The sequence below is a fragment of the Brevibacillus sp. FIR094 genome, assembly GCF_050477165.1.
Classification (GTDB): domain Bacteria; phylum Bacillota; class Bacilli; order Brevibacillales; family Brevibacillaceae; genus Brevibacillus.
In genome coordinates this window covers 1-15,528 of sequence record NZ_JBEAES010000024.1, presented here as the reverse complement: position 1 = coordinate 15,528, position 15,528 = coordinate 1, and the positions used below count along the sequence as shown (strand labels likewise).

Here is a 15,528-nt window from a genome sequence, read left to right as displayed (position 1 = left end):
CTCCTGTGATCGAAAAAAGGGTGTCTTGTGTCGAGAAAATTTTGTATATTTGTTCTATATATAATTTTAATACGTCTTTTTTTCCGAGACGTAAGGGGGAGAGAATAATGAAAAAGAGAAAAATCAATCGCCTACTGGTAGCAAACCGCGGTGAGATCGCCATTCGGATCTTTCGCGCAGCAACGGAACTCGGCATACGTACGGTAGCCGTGTACTCCGAGCAGGACAACGTTTCTATCCATCGCTTCAAGGCTGACGAGTCTTACTTGGTCGGAGCGGGAAAAGGGCCTATTGAGGCTTACCTCGATATCGAAAGTATCATCGAAATTGCCAAGCGCAACGATATCGATGCCATTCACCCTGGCTATGGATTTCTTGCTGAAAACGCTGAGTTTGCAAAGCGTTGCCAAGAGGAAGGCATCATTTTCATTGGACCATCCCCTGAGCTGATCGACAAATTCGGGGACAAGGTAGAAGCCCGTCGTCTTGCGATTGAAGCGGAAATCCCAGTGATTCCAGGCACTCCGGAGCCAATCGAAACACTCCAAGAAGCGCTTCTCTTTGCCAAAGAATACGGCTACCCCATCATTATTAAAGGCGTATCTGGCGGCGGAGGCCGTGGCATGCGTATCGTCCGCAGTCAGGATGAATTGCAAGATTCGTTAGATCGCGCACGTTCCGAGGCCCGCTCTTCCTTTGGCAATGCCAAGGTGTATTTGGAGCGATACTTAGAACAGCCCAAACACATCGAGGTCCAAATTCTCGGTGACAATCACGGAAACATCGTCCATCTGTATGAGCGCGATTGCTCTGTTCAGCGGCGCCATCAAAAAGTGGTCGAAGTAGCACCGAGCCTATCGTTGGATGACAAACTGCGTGAAGATATTTGCCAGGCTGCTCTCACTCTCATGCAAAAAGCCGGTTATTCGAACGCTGGTACTGTCGAGTTTTTGTTAACGCCGGACAAGCGTTTTTATTTTATAGAAGTCAATCCTCGTATTCAAGTAGAGCATACCATCACGGAGCTCATCACTGGAATTGACATTGTTCAGTCGCAGATTCGCATAGCTGAAGGTCATGCGCTCTCCGATGAGGAAATTGGCATCAGTGCGCAAAGTGATATCCAGATGAGTGGTTTTGCCATCCAGTGCCGTGTCACAACAGAAGACGCTGAAAACAACTTCCTGCCAGATGCCGGCCGCTTGTCTGCTTGGCGTTCCGGTGGAGGTTTCGGCGTAAGGCTGGACGGCGGCAATGGTTATCCAGGCGCGATCATTACACCGTTTTATGACTCGCTTCTAGTCAAAATCTCCACGTATGGCGCGAGCTTTGATCAAGCCGCTCGCAAAATGCTCCGCACATTGCGTGAGTTCCGTATTCGTGGCGTGAAAACGAACCTGCCGTTTTTGGAAAATGTCGTGACACATCCTGATTTTTTGAGCGGCAACTACGATACGTCGTTTATTGACACCAAACCAGAGCTATTCATCTTCCCTGGCCGTCAGGACCGGGGTACCAAATTACTATCTTATATCGGAGACACGATTGTCAACGGATATCCTGGTCTCCAGAAATCGGAGAAAAAACCGCACTTCGACTCTCCTCGCATCCCGCGGACACCATTTACTCAGCCATATCCGGACGGTACGAAGCAAATTCTGGATAAGGAAGGTGCAGACGGTCTGGTACGCTGGATTCAGGCTCAGAAGCAGGTGCTTGTCACAGACACGACATTCCGCGATGCTCACCAGTCTTTGTTTGCTACGCGTGTGCGCACCTACGATCTCGCCTCCATTGCAGAGGCGACCGGCAAGCTCGGTTCCGGACTCTTCTCGCTGGAGATGTGGGGCGGCGCCACTTTTGACACGACGATGCGGTTTTTGCAGGAATCCCCCTGGGAACGGCTGCAAATTCTCCGCCAACGCATACCTAATGTCCTGTTCCAAATGCTCTTGCGCGGTGCAAATGGCGTAGGCTACACCAATTACCCGGATAATGTGATCCACGCCTTCGTCAAAGCCTCTGCGGAAAATGGCATTGACGTCTTTCGGATCTTTGACAGCCTGAACTGGCTTCCTGGAATGCAAACAGCTATTGAAGCCGTACGTGAATCTGGCAAGGTAGCCGAAGCAGCGATTTGCTACACCGGAGATATTCTGGACCCGACTAAGACCAAATACAGCTTGTCCTACTATGTCAATCTGGCTAAAGAATTGGAAAAAGCAGGTGCCCATATTCTCGCGATCAAAGATATGGCAGGTCTTTTGAAGCCGTATGCTGCTTATTCGCTCGTCTCTGCTTTGAAACAAGAAATTAGTATTCCGATCCATCTGCATACTCACGATACATCAGGAAACGCTGGTGCTATGCTTCTGAAAGCGATCGAAGCAGGCGTGGATATCGTCGATGCTTGCGTCAGCTCCATGTCTGGACTCACTTCCCAGCCAAGCTTGAACGGGTTGATCGCGAGCCTAGCCCATACGGAGCGTGAGACTGGCTTATCTCTTGATTCGTTCAACAAGCTGTCTGATTACTGGGAGGATGTACGTCCGTACTACCAGGGCTTTGAAAGCGGCATGAAAGCGAGTAACACTGAGGTGTATGTTCACGAAATGCCTGGCGGCCAATACACTAATCTGGAGCAGCAAGCCAAAGCGGTTGGTCTGGAAGGGCGTTGGGACGAAGTGAAGCACATGTATGCTGTCGTCAATCAAATGTGTGGCGACATCGTAAAAGTGACCCCTTCTTCCAAGGTCGTCGGTGACATGGCACTGTTCATGGTCCAAAACAATTTGAATGAGGAAAACATTTGGGAGAAAGGCACACGCCTCGACTTTCCGGATTCGGTTATTCAATTTTTCCAAGGGTATCTTGGCCAACCGCCGGGAGGGTTCCCGAAGGAGCTGCAGGAGCTCGTGTTAAAAGGTCGCGATGCTTTTACTGCACGTCCTGGCGAATTGCTCGCGCCCATTGACTTTACGCAAGTTACTGCTGAGCTGGAAGCCAAAATCGGACGTGAGCCCAATCATCTAGACGCCCTGTCCTATATCATGTATCCGCAAGTCTATTTGCAATTTGAACAACGCATGAAGGAATATGGTGACCTGTCGGTATTGAATACAGGAACGTTTTTCTATGGATTGCGTCCGGGTGAGGAAACCGCCATTACGATCGAGCGCGGTAAAACGCTGATTATCAAGCTGGTCGCAGTTGGCGAGCTACATCCAGATGGCCGACGCATCATTTATTTTGAACTGAACGGACAGCCACGTGAAATCTTCATCCGTGACCAATCCGCAAAAGTCTCAGAATTGATCCGCCGAAAAGCAGAAGCACAAAACCCTGCCCACCTCGGTGCCTCTATGCCAGGAAAAGTGCTCAAGGTGCTTGTAGCAGAGGGCGACAAGGTGCGTAAAGGTGAACATCTTTTAGTGAGTGAAGCGATGAAAATGGAGACGACGATTCAGGCCCCACTCGACGGAAAAATTAAAGCCGTCTACGTGAAAGCAGGCGAAGCCATTCAAACTGGCGATCTGCTCATTGAAATGGAGTAGGCATCGTCTATAATAGGAGATAGTAAATTGTTCCTGGGGATTCATTCCATTTGCTTTTGAGGAGGTGACCGACATGAAAACGAATCGAGTCAGCCATGTTCCATTTACGCAGCGGGTAGGCCGCTATCATTCCCATATGCTTCAGGCAAAATTAAGCACGCCGGTCAATCCGATCTTCCGTTATAATTTGCAGCCGTTCTACACTCGTCAGCAGCAATGGACAACGGAGCTTTCCGATTCCTTATCGCGTCTGTATCGGTTTTCCTCCGATTTGGAGAAGAGTGCTCGGGAATTTATTGCCGCGGGGAAAGACAGCGAGGATGGACCTGACGTTGAGCCATTACATGAGCGAACACAATCGTTAGTAACTAATTACAATCGCCTGCAGCTATTTCTTGCGGAAAAGACAGATACTTTGACGACGCAAAAGCTGGATGCATTCGCTCAAGTGGCAAAAGACGCAGAGGAAAAACTCCAAACGTTTGGAATCAAGCTGTTACCAGAGGGACAACTGGAAATGGACGATGAGAAATGGTTGGAGGCCGTACAGACTCACTATGTGGACTATACAATTACAATGGAGCATGTAGCCCAAGCATTCAGAGCAGGAACATTAGGATTGCAAAGCAAGCCCCTCGGCTCCTTTTCACGTTACTACGAGGAAGCGACGGCTCTCCATCCTTATATTGCCTCCTCCAGCTCGAGCCTTCATTATCAGCATGTTGCGAAAACAGGCTTGTATGTAAACGAACGCTGGTAATGCCATATGCCTACTACCAAAAAAAACAGGTATGCCCCTTTTATGGAGCATACCTGTTTTGTGCTTGCCTTACTTTCGATCCATCAGGTCTTCCAAATCTTGTTCTTCTGCTCTAGCAATTATCGTATTGGAATAAACTGTGGGTTCATCCGATTTGGTAAACATCCCCTGAACTTTATCCACGATTTGCGGAACAGAATCCAAAATCCGGTCGTAGAGATGGGTCGTATTTTCAAGCGGAATCGAACGAATTCCTTGTTTGCCAACAACCAAAAAAGCTACAGGTGTGATGGAGACACCGCCCCCACTACCCCCGCCAAACGGGTGACCCGTATGTTCATGCTGTTGATTGTGTTGGTGCCCATTATGATGGTGATCGTATTGGAACTCACTACCCCCGGCCGCGAAACCAAATCCTACCTTGGAGATCGGAAGAATGACACTACCGTCAGGTGTCTCAACCGGATCACCAATGATTGTATTCACGTCCACCATTTGCTTGAGATTTTCCATCGCGGTTCTCATCAGGCCTTGAATCGGGTGGTCTGCCATATTTGTCGCTCCTCCTTCCTGTCTGTTTCATGTTTTATCATTCCCCCAACAAATCCAGAGCATGTACCACTCGTAAGGTAATTACTATGGGAGTTTCCACGTTGATGATCAAGCGCGCGTGGGTGTTGTTTGCCATTTTTGCAGTTTACTGCTGCGTATTCGAAGAACTACTTTTAAACCATAATAAAAAAAATGACCAAAATAAAATTTCAACACAATATGAACTTTTGTATGTAAAAGAGACTGGTTCCATACAGGATGTACACTCATGGCGGGCATTGTCCGTAAAGAGACAGAATGAGAAAAAATCCCGACAATTATACTTTTTACTCCCCAAATTAATCCCGTAAGTGCACCCGTTTCCGCTGCTTGTCCTGTACCCATCCACGTATGCCATTCAAATTTGGTACAGCGAATCTGATTGGACAAGTCCTTTAGCATAGGCAGCAAATCACGCACTCTTTCTAACAAGTCGCGGTAATTGTGATACCATCTTTTCACTTGCTTACGAGTAAAATCTTTGACCCTGTCCCGAATCTTAAATCCTTGCTGGATCGTTTCTACCTCCGCTACAAGCTCAGGTCCCCCTTCTGTCATTTTCAAGAGGAGAATGGGAATTTCGTATTTCCTACGAATGATACCCCAAGCTGCAATCGTAATATCCAATTGATCATTATCGCCCTCGCGACTGTAAAAACACGTCAATTGTATTGGCGTGATCGCTAGTAGGACAACGAAGCCAAGCAATGCTAGCAACACCCATACCATGAAAAAATCCCACCCCTTCCACGTTAGTATGAGTGGAAAGAGCAGGAAATATGTTCAGCATTTTTATTAATCAAGTACGTATACTTTGACGCCTTTTTGCAAGCCGTGATTTTCAGCCTCGTTCAACGTCGGAAGATACAGATCCACATGGCGTTGCTTTACCGCACCACCGATATCAGCTGCCACTGCATAGCCGTAGCCATCGATGTACAAGTGCGTACCAAGCGGGATGACATTTGGATCAACCGCTACAACACCTTCGCGTAGTGGATACTCCAGATACGACAGGATCTTGTTGTTCGTGTAGCTGTAAGCAGTCGTTTGTACGGTTAATTCCTGGCGAAAAGGTGTTCCGTTTGCGAGGGCTTTCGTCGTTCTCGGCTTATCCGAAAGCAAGTGAAGGGCCGCGTATGTGGCTGCTTCGGCTCTCGTCATATACTTGTTCGGCTTTAATGTACCGTCCCCATAGGAACTCATTAACCCGTTTTGCATGGCGTAAACGAGCGGGCGTTGCTCATTCTCTTTCACGCTGTTCCCATCCGGGTATTGGTTCAATGTCTGGATCGTCGTAGACCACTTCAAATTATTGACTACTCCGCTGTCCCCCATCGTTCTTACCAGAATAGAGGCGAGCTCTGCTCTTTTTACTGGGGCATCCGGATGTAAGTACAGGTGATTCCCCTGCTTTTGCCCATGGACAATTCCCAGTCGATAGGCCGTCTCTGCATAGGACGACAGCCAGCTGTTTGCCGGTACGTCCGCAAAGGATGATTGTTTGTTGCCAAGAGGTTCAATTCCTTTCGCATTCACAAACATCGTAAGCAGTTCACCCAATGTCACGTTGTCATCAGGTCGAAAATATTCATTTTGACCAATTACGTCGGCTATGTAAAGTTGATTGATTTCTTGTTCTGCCCAATGGCCGCTAATGTCTACATAAGGTGTTTCGTTCATTTTCGTTGTTTCTGCCTCGACAACTGGTGTACCTATGAGTAAAAAGGCTGCCAGCGAGGCAAGGATCATCCGTTTCTTCATCATCAACCTCCATGGGGAAATATGCGATTCCTTTCGTACCATTTTATCGAACTATTTTGCAAAAACAACGAACAATAGTTTCCAGTGAAAAGGAAAGCCCTCGAACAGCATCATGAAGAATACTGTTTCGAGGGCTGCATGAGCAATGGTTAAATGGCAAAAATGTGTTTGCCGATCTTTTTCACTTGTGTACGAGACCAAATCCACTTGGAGGTCGCCGTAACAGGGTTAAAGTAGTAAATAGAATTGTTTGTCGGGTCCCATCCTCGTACAGCATCCCACGCTGCCTGATAGGCAGTCTTGTTCGGAGTCATCCAGAATTGCCCATCATCTACTGCGGTAAATGCTAATGGCTCAAAGATAACACCGGCAAGTGTATTGGGAAAGTTTTTGGATTGGACACGGTTCAACGCAACCGCAGCGACAGCTACTTGGCCTTCATAAGGTTCTCCGCGTGCTTCGGAATAGACCAGTTGTGCCAGCATCTGCATTTCCGCTTTATTTACCGACACTTTCTTTAGAACGCGCCATGTATTTGGACCAGTGATACCGTCAATCGGTAATCCGTATGCTTTTTGAAACTGTCTGACGGCCTTTGTTGTATTTGCACCGTAAATGCCATCCAATTTGCCATTGTAGTAACCCAGCATCTGCAAACGATACTGCAGATCCCATACATCCCCGTTCACACTTCCGCGCTGAATCTGTGTGGCTGCCAGGGAGTCAGCCGGGAAAATAAACGCTACAGCCATAAAGGCAGCAAGCAAGGTTGTTACTGCTTTCTTGCTCCACCACATAAATTGTTCCCTCCTTTACCCAACTCATTCTACAAGTTGGCGAAAGTAGGTTCAATTCAAGTATTTTGGCACAAGTGGTAACATGTACCTACCATTATCCTTTTGGACGGAACAAGACTGCCGTGATAAATCCGAAGACGATGGCAGCCGAAATCCCCGCACTCGTCACTTCAAAAATGCCGGTAATAATGCCAATGACCCCATGCTTCTCGGCCTCCGCCATTGCACCGTGCACCAGTGCATTTCCAAAGCTCGTGATGGGTACTGTCGCTCCTGCTCCGGCAAAATTAACCAGTGGCTCGTATAGACCGAGTCCGTCTAATACTGCTCCAGTGACAACAAGAGAGGACATCGTATGGGCAGGTGTGAGCTTGACGACATCCATGAGAAATTGACCGATTAAGCAAATCGTTCCTCCTACGAGAAACGCCCACAAAAACATCATGGTATCACTCTCCAAGTTGCTCCGACTCAACAGCCACGGCATGGGCGATGCAAGGAATGCTTTCTCCCTGCTGGAAGGTCAACGGGGATAAGAGTGCTCCTGTGGCAACCAGCAAGATTCGCTTCCATTCTCCTTGCTTCATCCGCCGAAGTAGGTGTCCGTACGTTACTGTAGCGATACAGCCACATCCACTACCACCCGACCACACATTTGGATTTTCTCCATAAATGAGCTTCCCGCAATCGACATAACGTTCTAAGGGAATATGCATGTGATGCTTGGGCAACAGATCAGATAAAATGGCATGGCCCGTTCGTCCTAAATCGCCTGTTACGATCAAATCATAATGGTCGTGAGGGAGCTGAAAGTCACGGAAATGCGACTCAATCGTGGATAACGCGGCAGGAGCCATCGCTGCTCCCATATTGAATGGGTCTGTCAATCCCATATCGACTATATGCCCGATGGTGGCTCCCGTAATCCTTAATCCCTTACCCTGACTGGCTACAACAGCAGCCCCTGCTCCCGTCACGGTCCATTGTGCCGTTGGGGGCTTCTGTGAGCCATACTCCGTTGGATAACGATATTGCTTTTCCGCAGCCCCATTGTGACTGGAGGTAGCAGCCAAGACGTAATCAGCAGCTTGACTATTCACCATAAGAGCAGCCAAGGCCAAGCCTTCCATCGCTGTTGAGCACGCTCCGAAAATCCCCAGAAACGGAATCGAAAGCGTTCGGGCCGAAAAGCTGGCAGATATAATCTGGTTCATTAAATCCCCGGCAAGCATAAAGTTTATTTGCTCTTTCGTGAGCCCCGCTTTCTCTATCGCTTTCGAGCACGCTTCTTCCAGCAGGACTTTCTCCGCCTTTTCCCAACTATCTTGGCCAATCGACAAGTCACCGTGCAGGATATCAAAGTCGTCGGCTAACGGTCCCTTAGCCTCAAAAGGTCCACCAATCGCAGCGTGTCCGAGAATGACAGGTTTTAAAGGAAAGACCCAAGACTGATGACCTTGGCGCATCCGTCAGCCCCCCATCGTAAACAATGTTTTGATCAAGCCAACGACGAATGCCGCTGCCACTCCAAACACAATCACTGACCCCGCGAGCTTGAACATGTTACCGCCGACTCCCAGCACAAATCCTTCGCTGCGATGCTCGATCGCCGCAGATGCAATCGAGTTGGCAAAGCCCGTAACCGGCACACTCGTTCCTGCCCCAGCCCATTGGGCAATCCGGTCATATAGTCCTAGACCGGTCAAAAGAGCCGAAAGAATGATCAAGACAGCTACTGTAGGATTCCCAGCGGTTTTCTCCGTAAAATGGAAGTAGTGAATGAACATTTCTTGTATCCCTTGTCCGATCATGCAAATGCCGCCACCCACTAAAAATGCCCGGGTAAAATTGCGTAAAAGCGGTCGCGGAGGCTCGTGCGTCTTTGCCAATTGCTGATATTCCTGCTGGACAGGGGTCAGCTTTTTCTTTTTTTGATCTGCCATGTCACTTACTCCTTTTTACCGTATCATGAACGGTTTTACTTCATCGATAATCTGTTGTAGCTGTTCCGAATCGGTTTGGTAGGTACGCTTCATTTGTTGATTTTTTGTATTGAGTGCATACAACTCGAGATCCGCCTGACATTTTTTCAATGTAGCAAAAGCCAGCTTCATCGCTTGGGCACCTGGAACCATCAGTTTATCGTCATACAGGTCGAGATAGAGCTCTCCACCTTTGTCTACTTGGCCGAGGAAAACATTTTCCAAAGCCACCCCCGCTTTTTGCAGCTCCGTGCGAACCCATCTGCGATTCAGACCTGCTGTTGCCAGAGGCTCGTCCATGATCACCCCATCCATGATGACCACTTGATTCTCTTCCGAAGGTGCCACTGTCAATTCAAGGTGTTTGGGGGTTACCGGTTGACTCTCTGATTTTAATAAGACACTGACTTCCCCACTTGTCTCCATTAACGCAAACTCTACATCGGCTACTCGGAACACGTTTTTGATTCGTAATTGTTCCATCAAATCTTCCGCCGTCAAGCGTTCCTTTTTCAGATTGTCTTCCAAAATCTTGCCTTCCTTGATGAGAACCGTTGATTTCCCTTCAAAGAGGTCACGGAGAAACTTACTCTTGAGTGAAAGCCACTCCATTAAATAAGGGAAAAGCGCAAAAACCCCCATGCCGATCAAACTATGGTAGACCGGCCCATCCATTTCGGTTGCCATAAAAGCCGCAATCGAACCGATGCTGATGCCGACGATATATTCGATGTATGTAAGTTGCTTGATTTGCCTTTTCCCAATGATCTTTGTCAATAGAAATAAGTAAGCAACAGCGCCTATTGAGCGCAAAAGGATTGATAACCAGTCAGGCATAAGCCACCTCCATCACCTGAGGTGATTTTTATAGATAGTAAAACCAAGAGAGAGGAAGTCCCTCTCCCTTTCCCAACACTTACTAGAATCCCTTAAACTGTGGTTCTTCCTTTTCCAGCTCCGTTACACGCTGCTGGAGGTTGTCTACGATGGATTGTGTTTGCTCTGCTGCTTGCGAATACAATTGCTTCGCTTTCTTGTTTTGCGTGCTAAGAGCAAACGTTTCAAAATCTGCTTGTGCGCCTTTTAAGCTGGCAAGCGTTTGTTTTACTTGTGCTCCTACTGTCATATCCACTCACCTCCTAACACATATAGAATCCGCCTCCACCCAATATTTATGCGGTGGTCTGCCCCATTTTCATCTGTAAATAATTACCTCTTATTGGAAAAATAAAAAGAGAGACACCATAGGTGCCTCCCTTCATCCAGCTTATTAGATTAGCCACGTCCAGCCAGTTGTTGCTCAGCAAAGGAGACAAGACGTTTTGTAATCTCTCCTCCAACTGAACCGTTTTGACGGGAAGTGGTGTCTGGTCCAAGCTGAACACCGAATTCGGATGCGATTTCGTATTTCAGTTGGTCCAGAGCTTGGTTTGCTTGAGGAACCACCAGATTGTTACTGGATCTGTTGTTGTTCGCCATTTGTATCACCTCCTCGTCGTTTGTAAGTTTAATATGTGTGAAGTTTTGCTTGTTCATTCGTTCTTTTTTTCTTCCAATTTTAGTCTGTTAATTGGAGCAGGGCATGGGCTATTCGATGAGCTGCTTCTGGTCGCCCTAGCTTGTCCATACATCCTACAAAAGCATCCCTTTTTTCAGGCTGACGCCATGACCTGATGATTTCTTTGATTTCTACCGGCGTTTCAGCCAAGATCGCCGCTTGTTGCTCTAGTAAGAAGGAACAATTATGCTTTTCTTGTCCGGGCAAAGGGTGGAATAAAATGAGCGGTGTCTTAAGAGCAAGTGACTCCGCGCACGAAATGCCACCCGGCTTCGTTATATAGGCGTCAGCTGCTCCAATCCACTGCCACATTTGCGGCTCAAACCCTTTCAATAGAAAGCGATGCTCAGTGCTCTCCGTACCTAACAAGCCCGCCAGTCGTCTGTACAAGCTTGTATTCTTCCCTGTCACGACTACGATCTGCAATGGTTGCTCTTCCAACAGCAACTCTCGTACGACCTGCTCCACTCCACCATAACCGCCTTCTCCCCCACCAATCAGCACGGTGAATTGATCTGGCACGAGTCCTAGTTGTTTTTTCCAAGCCGCTTTGTCGGTATGCAACGCTGTAGTAAAAGCAGGCCGAACTGGAATGCCATAAACATGGATTTTTTCAGGAGCAATTCCATAGCGTTCGATTAGAATTTGCGCAATTTGCTCATGTGCCACCATGTACGCATCAATTTCTGGATGAACCCAAAACCGATTAATATGGAAGTCCGTGGGCACACAAACGAGCTGGAAAGGCTTGAACACCCTTTTCTTCGCTTCTGCCAGTGCGGACAAGCAGTATGCATGCGTAGCGATGACGACATCTGGCTTCTCTTCTTGCAATAGTTGATTGGTTAATCTTGCGGATAGCCACCAACCCAGTGCTTTGGTTAATGCACTACCTAGCATTTCTTCCTGTTCATAGATCCGTTGCCACACGGGTTGACCGTAGCGCAGCATATTGCGATAAAAAAAATGAGAGAGCACACGTAAGCCTGGACTGGCGGTTTTCAATCCTCCCACCACTCGCGCCGATCGTGCACCCTCACTTTCCAGTAAAACTTCTTGCAGAGCTTCAGCAGCCATCCGATGACCACTGCCTGCCCATTCCTCTGTCACTAACAGAAACCGCTTTGCCATTAGTAGGACTCTCCTAGAGGCTGCTTGCCGTCCACATATCGATTGAGTAAAAATTCCTTGGACATATAAACACGTTTTAGGGGCATTTCATGATTCAAAGATTGCACTCGCCGCTTTCCATTGGGATGCACGATTCTGAGCATGAGGCGCAAGTACCATCGCTTGTACCGAAAAAACCAAGTCATGGGCACATCAGAAATCGAGAAGCCCAAAGGTGTTACCCCTTTATGTAGCATAGTCGTTCCCACTATCCCTTTTATTTGATCTTTATTTTCCATCGAATCCAGGAACGTGGCTAGCTTCGGCAGTGATTGGAGGGTAAGTCTTCGCAAAAGAAGTGCCAAGCGCAGTTCATCCTTCACTTCTTTGCACAGTGTAGCAAAGTAATAATTGTGTATATGTAGCTTTAAGATTAAATCCCCGTCATGAATGATGCAGTTATCGGTAGTAACGAGTGGCTCTCCCCGATAGCGTAAAACAACAACCCGAAATATATTGTTCCCTTTCTCAATATAGGTAAGTCTGGTACAACGCTGGTAGATTTCATCCCAGTATCCCCATAGCATCAAGAGGCTTGTATTCATTTCGAAATAGTTCCTTTCCCGCTATGTTTTCATTCAGATGGATGTGACCACATACATTTTCGCAAAACGGCCATGACCTTTGTTGTAGTATGCCCAACAATGTACAATCCTCATCACCTTTTCACGTCCTTTTCATCCGCCCCCAAAACATAACCACTACGGCAGCAAATACGGGCAACCACATATGATTGAGAAGCAAAGGATTCACCCACTTCCAGACATACGGATCCTGAAGACACATATCAACTGCTGTAAAGGTAAGAATTCCACCGCCAATGATGACCATACTGGGAAAACGATTCATCATGCGTGCAATCCACACACTTCCCCACATTAATAATGGGATGCTCATCGCTAACCCCAGCAAAACCAACCATAAATCGCCATGTGCTGCTCCACCAACTGCCAAAACATTGTCCAAACTCATGACAAAATCTGCTACTATGATGGTCCTGACCGCCTGACCAATTGTCTGATTATGCGATACGTCTGCGAACTCTTCATTCTCACCCAGCATCAGCTTACATGCTATCCAAAGCAATAATAATCCCCCGATTGCCTTCACGAGAGGAATATCCAACATCCAAGTAGTCATTCCCGTTAACACAATTCGCAAGAGGATTGCTCCCAATGTCCCATATAAAATTGCCCGTTTTCTCTCATTTTTAGGGAGTCCGCGGCAAGCCATACCTATGACTACAGCATTGTCACTGCTTAATACCAGATCGATCATAAAGATGTGTACTAGACCCAGCCAAAAATACTCGCCCATCCCTGCCTCCCTGGTCCAATAAAGTTCGTCCATTCTACTTTATGCGACTAGAATCGGACTCATGATTGAATATTTTTCCGAAAAAAGGCGGTTTTCAGCGGATTTTGTAGATAAAAACTTCCGAAAAAAATACATTTTATTGCGAAATCAGGCTAATTATACCTTGTCTAAATTAGGCATTTTCCCTTACGATTTTAGTGGGGTGGATAAGAGATGGTGGAGACTGTGACGCTAAACCTTTATGACGTTTCAAGGAAGATTTTAGACTTAACACCAAGCATCACCACAATATGGCTGCAAGAAATTGTTCGCAGCATGGAAATTCCTGTAACCATTCCTCGCGATTTTGCAGAAAAACGAACAGTGCTCTTGGCTCGCTATCTGGTTGAGGATGTAGATCATGACATGCAGACTTGGGCATTAGATATGGGAGAATGGCTTCGTTCTCAGGAATTCCCCTTCTCCTCCATTTTGCGCACATATCAATTGTACCGGAATGTATTCTGGCGGGTTCTCCAACCAGAATTACAGAGATGGTCCCTCTCCTCACAAGAAATGCACTATCTGGAAAGCCAACTGGGCAAGGCCATGGATGAAAGTGTCTTCTGGGCTGTTTATCATTTTGAACAAATGATTAATAAAGAGCTGGTCCAGAAGGAAGAAACGATCTCCTATTTGCATAACGACAAATTGACCATGCTCGGAAAAATTGCCGCTAATATGGCTCATGAGCTGCGCAATCCGTTGTGTGCCATTGAAGGGTTCCTGAAGCTGATCGGCGAGTCTACGCAGGAACAGGCCCAGCTTCAGACGTACATTCAAGTCGTCATGCATGAATTTGAGAATTTACATCGGCAACTGACCGGATTCCTCAGCTTTTCCAAAAAACCAATTCTCGATGAAATTTTTAAAAATGTTCAAGTAGAAGAACTGCTTGAAGAAGTAGAGATGCTGATTACGCCTCGCCTCGTGGGAGAAAACATACGTTTTGAAAAACAAATCCACCCCTGCTCACTAGCATGCTATGAAGAAGGCTTGAAGCAAGTTGTCGTCAATCTATTAAACAATGCGATTGACGCCGTACAAAATCGTACAGACAAGTATATTCATGTCATTTCCACTTCTTCAGATGGATGGCTCTATTTGAGTGTGGAAAACAACGGCGAAAGGATTCCACCCGAGATCGTGGAAAATCTTTTCCAACCATTCTTTACGACTAAACAAAATGGGACAGGTATCGGCTTGTCCATCTGCAAAAATATTATTGAAAAGCATCAAGGCACGATCCATTGTGATTCCAATGAAAAACGCACACGCTTTATCGTTTCTCTGCCGATTGCGAATGCCCAGGAAGTAGGTCCGCGAATGGAAGCTCTCTAGGTCGCGCTCTTTTGTAGCACGCAAAAAAGCCCCCTGACAGTGCAGGAGGCAAGGCAAGAGATCCGTTACCAATTTCATCGGTAAGCGATCTTAGTTTTACTGTACACGAAAACATATGTTTCTACCATAGAAAACGTCAGACAGCTTTCGACAAACATTTATACCTGTATTGAACAAAGGCTTATCTATTCAACGCTTGGATAAGCCTTCATACTTTTGTCTCAAGTAAAAATAGTCCTGTTTTCCTAACGCAAAAAAAGCGGAGAACCTATTGGCTCTCTGCTTTTTGTATGGAGCGGGTGATGGGAATCGAACCCACGCGACCAGCTTGGAAGGCTGGAGTTCTACCATTGAACTACACCCGCATCAAAATAAATGCTGGTGCCGAGGACCGGACTTGAACCGGTACGGGAGAAACTCCCGACAGATTTTAAGTCTGTTGCGTCTGCCCATTCCGCCACCCCGGCATACCTGAAAAACGTGGGCAAATCATGGTCGGGAAGACAGGATTCGAACCTGCGACCCCTTGGTCCCAAGCCAAGTACTCTACCAAGCTGAGCTACTTCCCGATTATAGTTCTTCACTTTTTAAGATGAAGATGCGTGCCCTGAGAGATTCGAACTCCCGACCTTTTGATTCGTAGTCAAACGCTCTA

16 protein-coding genes and 3 tRNA genes are annotated in these 15,528 nt (G+C 47.0%); 3 read left to right on the top strand and 16 right to left on the bottom strand.

Annotated features, from left to right (window positions below; translation table 11 throughout):
• Window positions 1-107: 107 nt before the first annotated feature.
• Both ACQ5DJ_RS20275 and ACQ5DJ_RS20270 read left to right on the top strand, forming a co-directional pair.
• The gene (locus ACQ5DJ_RS20275) at window positions 108-3,554 is read left to right on the top strand and encodes a pyruvate carboxylase (protein WP_429844018.1); all 3,447 of its coding nucleotides are present in this window, start codon (window positions 108-110) and stop codon (window positions 3,552-3,554) included.
• Between the two features lie 73 nt (window positions 3,555-3,627).
• Window positions 3,628-4,314, top strand: a complete 687-nt coding sequence (locus ACQ5DJ_RS20270; RefSeq protein ID WP_429844017.1) for a hypothetical protein — start codon at window positions 3,628-3,630, stop codon at window positions 4,312-4,314.
• Window positions 4,315-4,383: 69 nt separating this feature from the next.
• Here ACQ5DJ_RS20270 and ytfJ read toward each other — a convergent pair whose 3' ends face one another.
• From ytfJ to ACQ5DJ_RS20205, 13 genes are all read right to left on the bottom strand, one after another.
• On the bottom strand, window positions 4,384-4,866 hold the full coding sequence (ytfJ, locus tag ACQ5DJ_RS20265) for a GerW family sporulation protein (RefSeq protein WP_429844016.1): 483 nt from the start codon (window positions 4,864-4,866) through the stop codon (window positions 4,384-4,386).
• A 108-nt stretch (window positions 4,867-4,974) separates the two neighbouring features.
• Complete coding sequence (locus ACQ5DJ_RS20260; RefSeq protein WP_429844015.1) at window positions 4,975-5,634, bottom strand: DUF2953 domain-containing protein; 660 nt, start codon at window positions 5,632-5,634, stop codon at window positions 4,975-4,977.
• A gap of 66 nt (window positions 5,635-5,700) precedes the next feature.
• Window positions 5,701-6,672 carry an S-layer homology domain-containing protein gene (locus tag ACQ5DJ_RS20255; protein ID WP_429844014.1) on the bottom strand — a complete coding sequence of 324 codons (972 nt, stop codon included), beginning with the start codon at window positions 6,670-6,672 and terminating at the stop codon, window positions 5,701-5,703.
• Window positions 6,673-6,818: 146 nt separating this feature from the next.
• A complete protein-coding gene (gene sleB / locus ACQ5DJ_RS20250; protein WP_144613646.1) occupies window positions 6,819-7,466 on the bottom strand; it encodes a spore cortex-lytic enzyme in 648 nt (215 codons plus the stop codon).
• Between the two features lie 94 nt (window positions 7,467-7,560).
• Window positions 7,561-7,911, bottom strand: a complete 351-nt coding sequence (gene spoVAE, locus ACQ5DJ_RS20245; RefSeq protein WP_007717126.1) for a stage V sporulation protein AE — start codon at window positions 7,909-7,911, stop codon at window positions 7,561-7,563.
• Window positions 7,912-7,915: 4 nt separating this feature from the next.
• The gene (spoVAD, locus tag ACQ5DJ_RS20240) at window positions 7,916-8,932 is read right to left on the bottom strand and encodes a stage V sporulation protein AD (protein ID WP_429844013.1); all 1,017 of its coding nucleotides are present in this window, start codon (window positions 8,930-8,932) and stop codon (window positions 7,916-7,918) included.
• A gap of 3 nt (window positions 8,933-8,935) precedes the next feature.
• The gene (gene spoVAC / locus ACQ5DJ_RS20235) at window positions 8,936-9,409 is read right to left on the bottom strand and encodes a stage V sporulation protein AC (RefSeq protein ID WP_144613641.1); all 474 of its coding nucleotides are present in this window, start codon (window positions 9,407-9,409) and stop codon (window positions 8,936-8,938) included.
• Window positions 9,410-9,424: 15 nt separating this feature from the next.
• Window positions 9,425-10,285, bottom strand: coding sequence for a DUF421 domain-containing protein (locus tag ACQ5DJ_RS20230; RefSeq protein ID WP_429844012.1), 861 nt, complete (start codon window positions 10,283-10,285; stop codon window positions 9,425-9,427).
• A gap of 82 nt (window positions 10,286-10,367) precedes the next feature.
• Window positions 10,368-10,574, bottom strand: coding sequence for a DUF1657 domain-containing protein (locus ACQ5DJ_RS20225; protein WP_007717150.1), 207 nt, complete (start codon window positions 10,572-10,574; stop codon window positions 10,368-10,370).
• 149 nt (window positions 10,575-10,723) lie between these two features.
• Window positions 10,724-10,927, bottom strand: a complete 204-nt coding sequence (locus ACQ5DJ_RS20220; RefSeq protein ID WP_007717155.1) for an alpha/beta-type small acid-soluble spore protein — start codon at window positions 10,925-10,927, stop codon at window positions 10,724-10,726.
• Between the two features lie 79 nt (window positions 10,928-11,006).
• Window positions 11,007-12,137, bottom strand: a complete 1,131-nt coding sequence (locus ACQ5DJ_RS20215; protein WP_429844011.1) for an MGDG synthase family glycosyltransferase — start codon at window positions 12,135-12,137, stop codon at window positions 11,007-11,009.
• A complete protein-coding gene (locus tag ACQ5DJ_RS20210) occupies window positions 12,137-12,721 on the bottom strand; it encodes a YkoP family protein (protein WP_429844010.1) in 585 nt (194 codons plus the stop codon). Before ACQ5DJ_RS20210 ends, ACQ5DJ_RS20215 begins: the two co-directional genes overlap by 1 nt.
• A gap of 121 nt (window positions 12,722-12,842) precedes the next feature.
• On the bottom strand, window positions 12,843-13,493 hold the full coding sequence (locus ACQ5DJ_RS20205) for a TerC family protein (protein ID WP_429844009.1): 651 nt from the start codon (window positions 13,491-13,493) through the stop codon (window positions 12,843-12,845).
• Between the two features lie 213 nt (window positions 13,494-13,706).
• On the opposite strand from ACQ5DJ_RS20205, the gene ACQ5DJ_RS20200 reads away from it, so the two are divergent.
• The gene (locus ACQ5DJ_RS20200; RefSeq protein ID WP_429844008.1) at window positions 13,707-14,873 is read left to right on the top strand and encodes a sensor histidine kinase; all 1,167 of its coding nucleotides are present in this window, start codon (window positions 13,707-13,709) and stop codon (window positions 14,871-14,873) included.
• Between the two features lie 291 nt (window positions 14,874-15,164).
• Here the strand turns inward: ACQ5DJ_RS20200 and ACQ5DJ_RS20195 are convergent.
• From ACQ5DJ_RS20195 to ACQ5DJ_RS20185, 3 genes are all read right to left on the bottom strand, one after another.
• Window positions 15,165-15,238: transfer RNA gene (locus ACQ5DJ_RS20195), tRNA-Gly, on the bottom strand.
• 14 nt (window positions 15,239-15,252) lie between these two features.
• A tRNA-Leu gene (locus ACQ5DJ_RS20190) sits at window positions 15,253-15,340 on the bottom strand.
• A 25-nt stretch (window positions 15,341-15,365) separates the two neighbouring features.
• Window positions 15,366-15,442, bottom strand: a tRNA-Pro gene (locus tag ACQ5DJ_RS20185).
• Window positions 15,443-15,528: the final 86 nt, after the last annotated feature.

What these genes read in the sequence shown, in the direction of transcription:
- ACQ5DJ_RS20200 (WP_429844008.1), top strand. Translation starts at nt 13,707, where the DNA reads ATGGTGGAGACTGTGACGCTAAACCTTTATGACGTTTCAAGGAAGATT.
- ACQ5DJ_RS20230 (WP_429844012.1), bottom strand. Translation starts at nt 10,285, where the DNA reads ATGCCTGACTGGTTATCAATCCTTTTGCGCTCAATAGGCGCTGTTGCT.
- ACQ5DJ_RS20225 (WP_007717150.1), bottom strand. Translation starts at nt 10,574, where the DNA reads ATGACAGTAGGAGCACAAGTAAAACAAACGCTTGCCAGCTTAAAAGGC.
- ytfJ (WP_429844016.1), bottom strand. Translation starts at nt 4,866, where the DNA reads ATGGCAGACCACCCGATTCAAGGCCTGATGAGAACCGCGATGGAAAAT.
- ACQ5DJ_RS20255 (WP_429844014.1), bottom strand. Translation starts at nt 6,672, where the DNA reads ATGATGAAGAAACGGATGATCCTTGCCTCGCTGGCAGCCTTTTTACTC.
- ACQ5DJ_RS20270 (WP_429844017.1), top strand. Translation starts at nt 3,628, where the DNA reads ATGAAAACGAATCGAGTCAGCCATGTTCCATTTACGCAGCGGGTAGGC.
- ACQ5DJ_RS20215 (WP_429844011.1), bottom strand. Translation starts at nt 12,137, where the DNA reads ATGGCAAAGCGGTTTCTGTTAGTGACAGAGGAATGGGCAGGCAGTGGT.
- sleB (WP_144613646.1), bottom strand. Translation starts at nt 7,466, where the DNA reads ATGTGGTGGAGCAAGAAAGCAGTAACAACCTTGCTTGCTGCCTTTATG.
- ACQ5DJ_RS20210 (WP_429844010.1), bottom strand. Translation starts at nt 12,721, where the DNA reads ATGAATACAAGCCTCTTGATGCTATGGGGATACTGGGATGAAATCTAC.
- spoVAD (WP_429844013.1), bottom strand. Translation starts at nt 8,932, where the DNA reads ATGCGCCAAGGTCATCAGTCTTGGGTCTTTCCTTTAAAACCTGTCATT.
- ACQ5DJ_RS20205 (WP_429844009.1), bottom strand. Translation starts at nt 13,493, where the DNA reads ATGGGCGAGTATTTTTGGCTGGGTCTAGTACACATCTTTATGATCGAT.
- ACQ5DJ_RS20220 (WP_007717155.1), bottom strand. Translation starts at nt 10,927, where the DNA reads ATGGCGAACAACAACAGATCCAGTAACAATCTGGTGGTTCCTCAAGCA.
- ACQ5DJ_RS20275 (WP_429844018.1), top strand. Translation starts at nt 108, where the DNA reads ATGAAAAAGAGAAAAATCAATCGCCTACTGGTAGCAAACCGCGGTGAG.
- spoVAE (WP_007717126.1), bottom strand. Translation starts at nt 7,911, where the DNA reads ATGATGTTTTTGTGGGCGTTTCTCGTAGGAGGAACGATTTGCTTAATC.
- ACQ5DJ_RS20260 (WP_429844015.1), bottom strand. Translation starts at nt 5,634, where the DNA reads ATGGTATGGGTGTTGCTAGCATTGCTTGGCTTCGTTGTCCTACTAGCG.
- spoVAC (WP_144613641.1), bottom strand. Translation starts at nt 9,409, where the DNA reads ATGGCAGATCAAAAAAAGAAAAAGCTGACCCCTGTCCAGCAGGAATAT.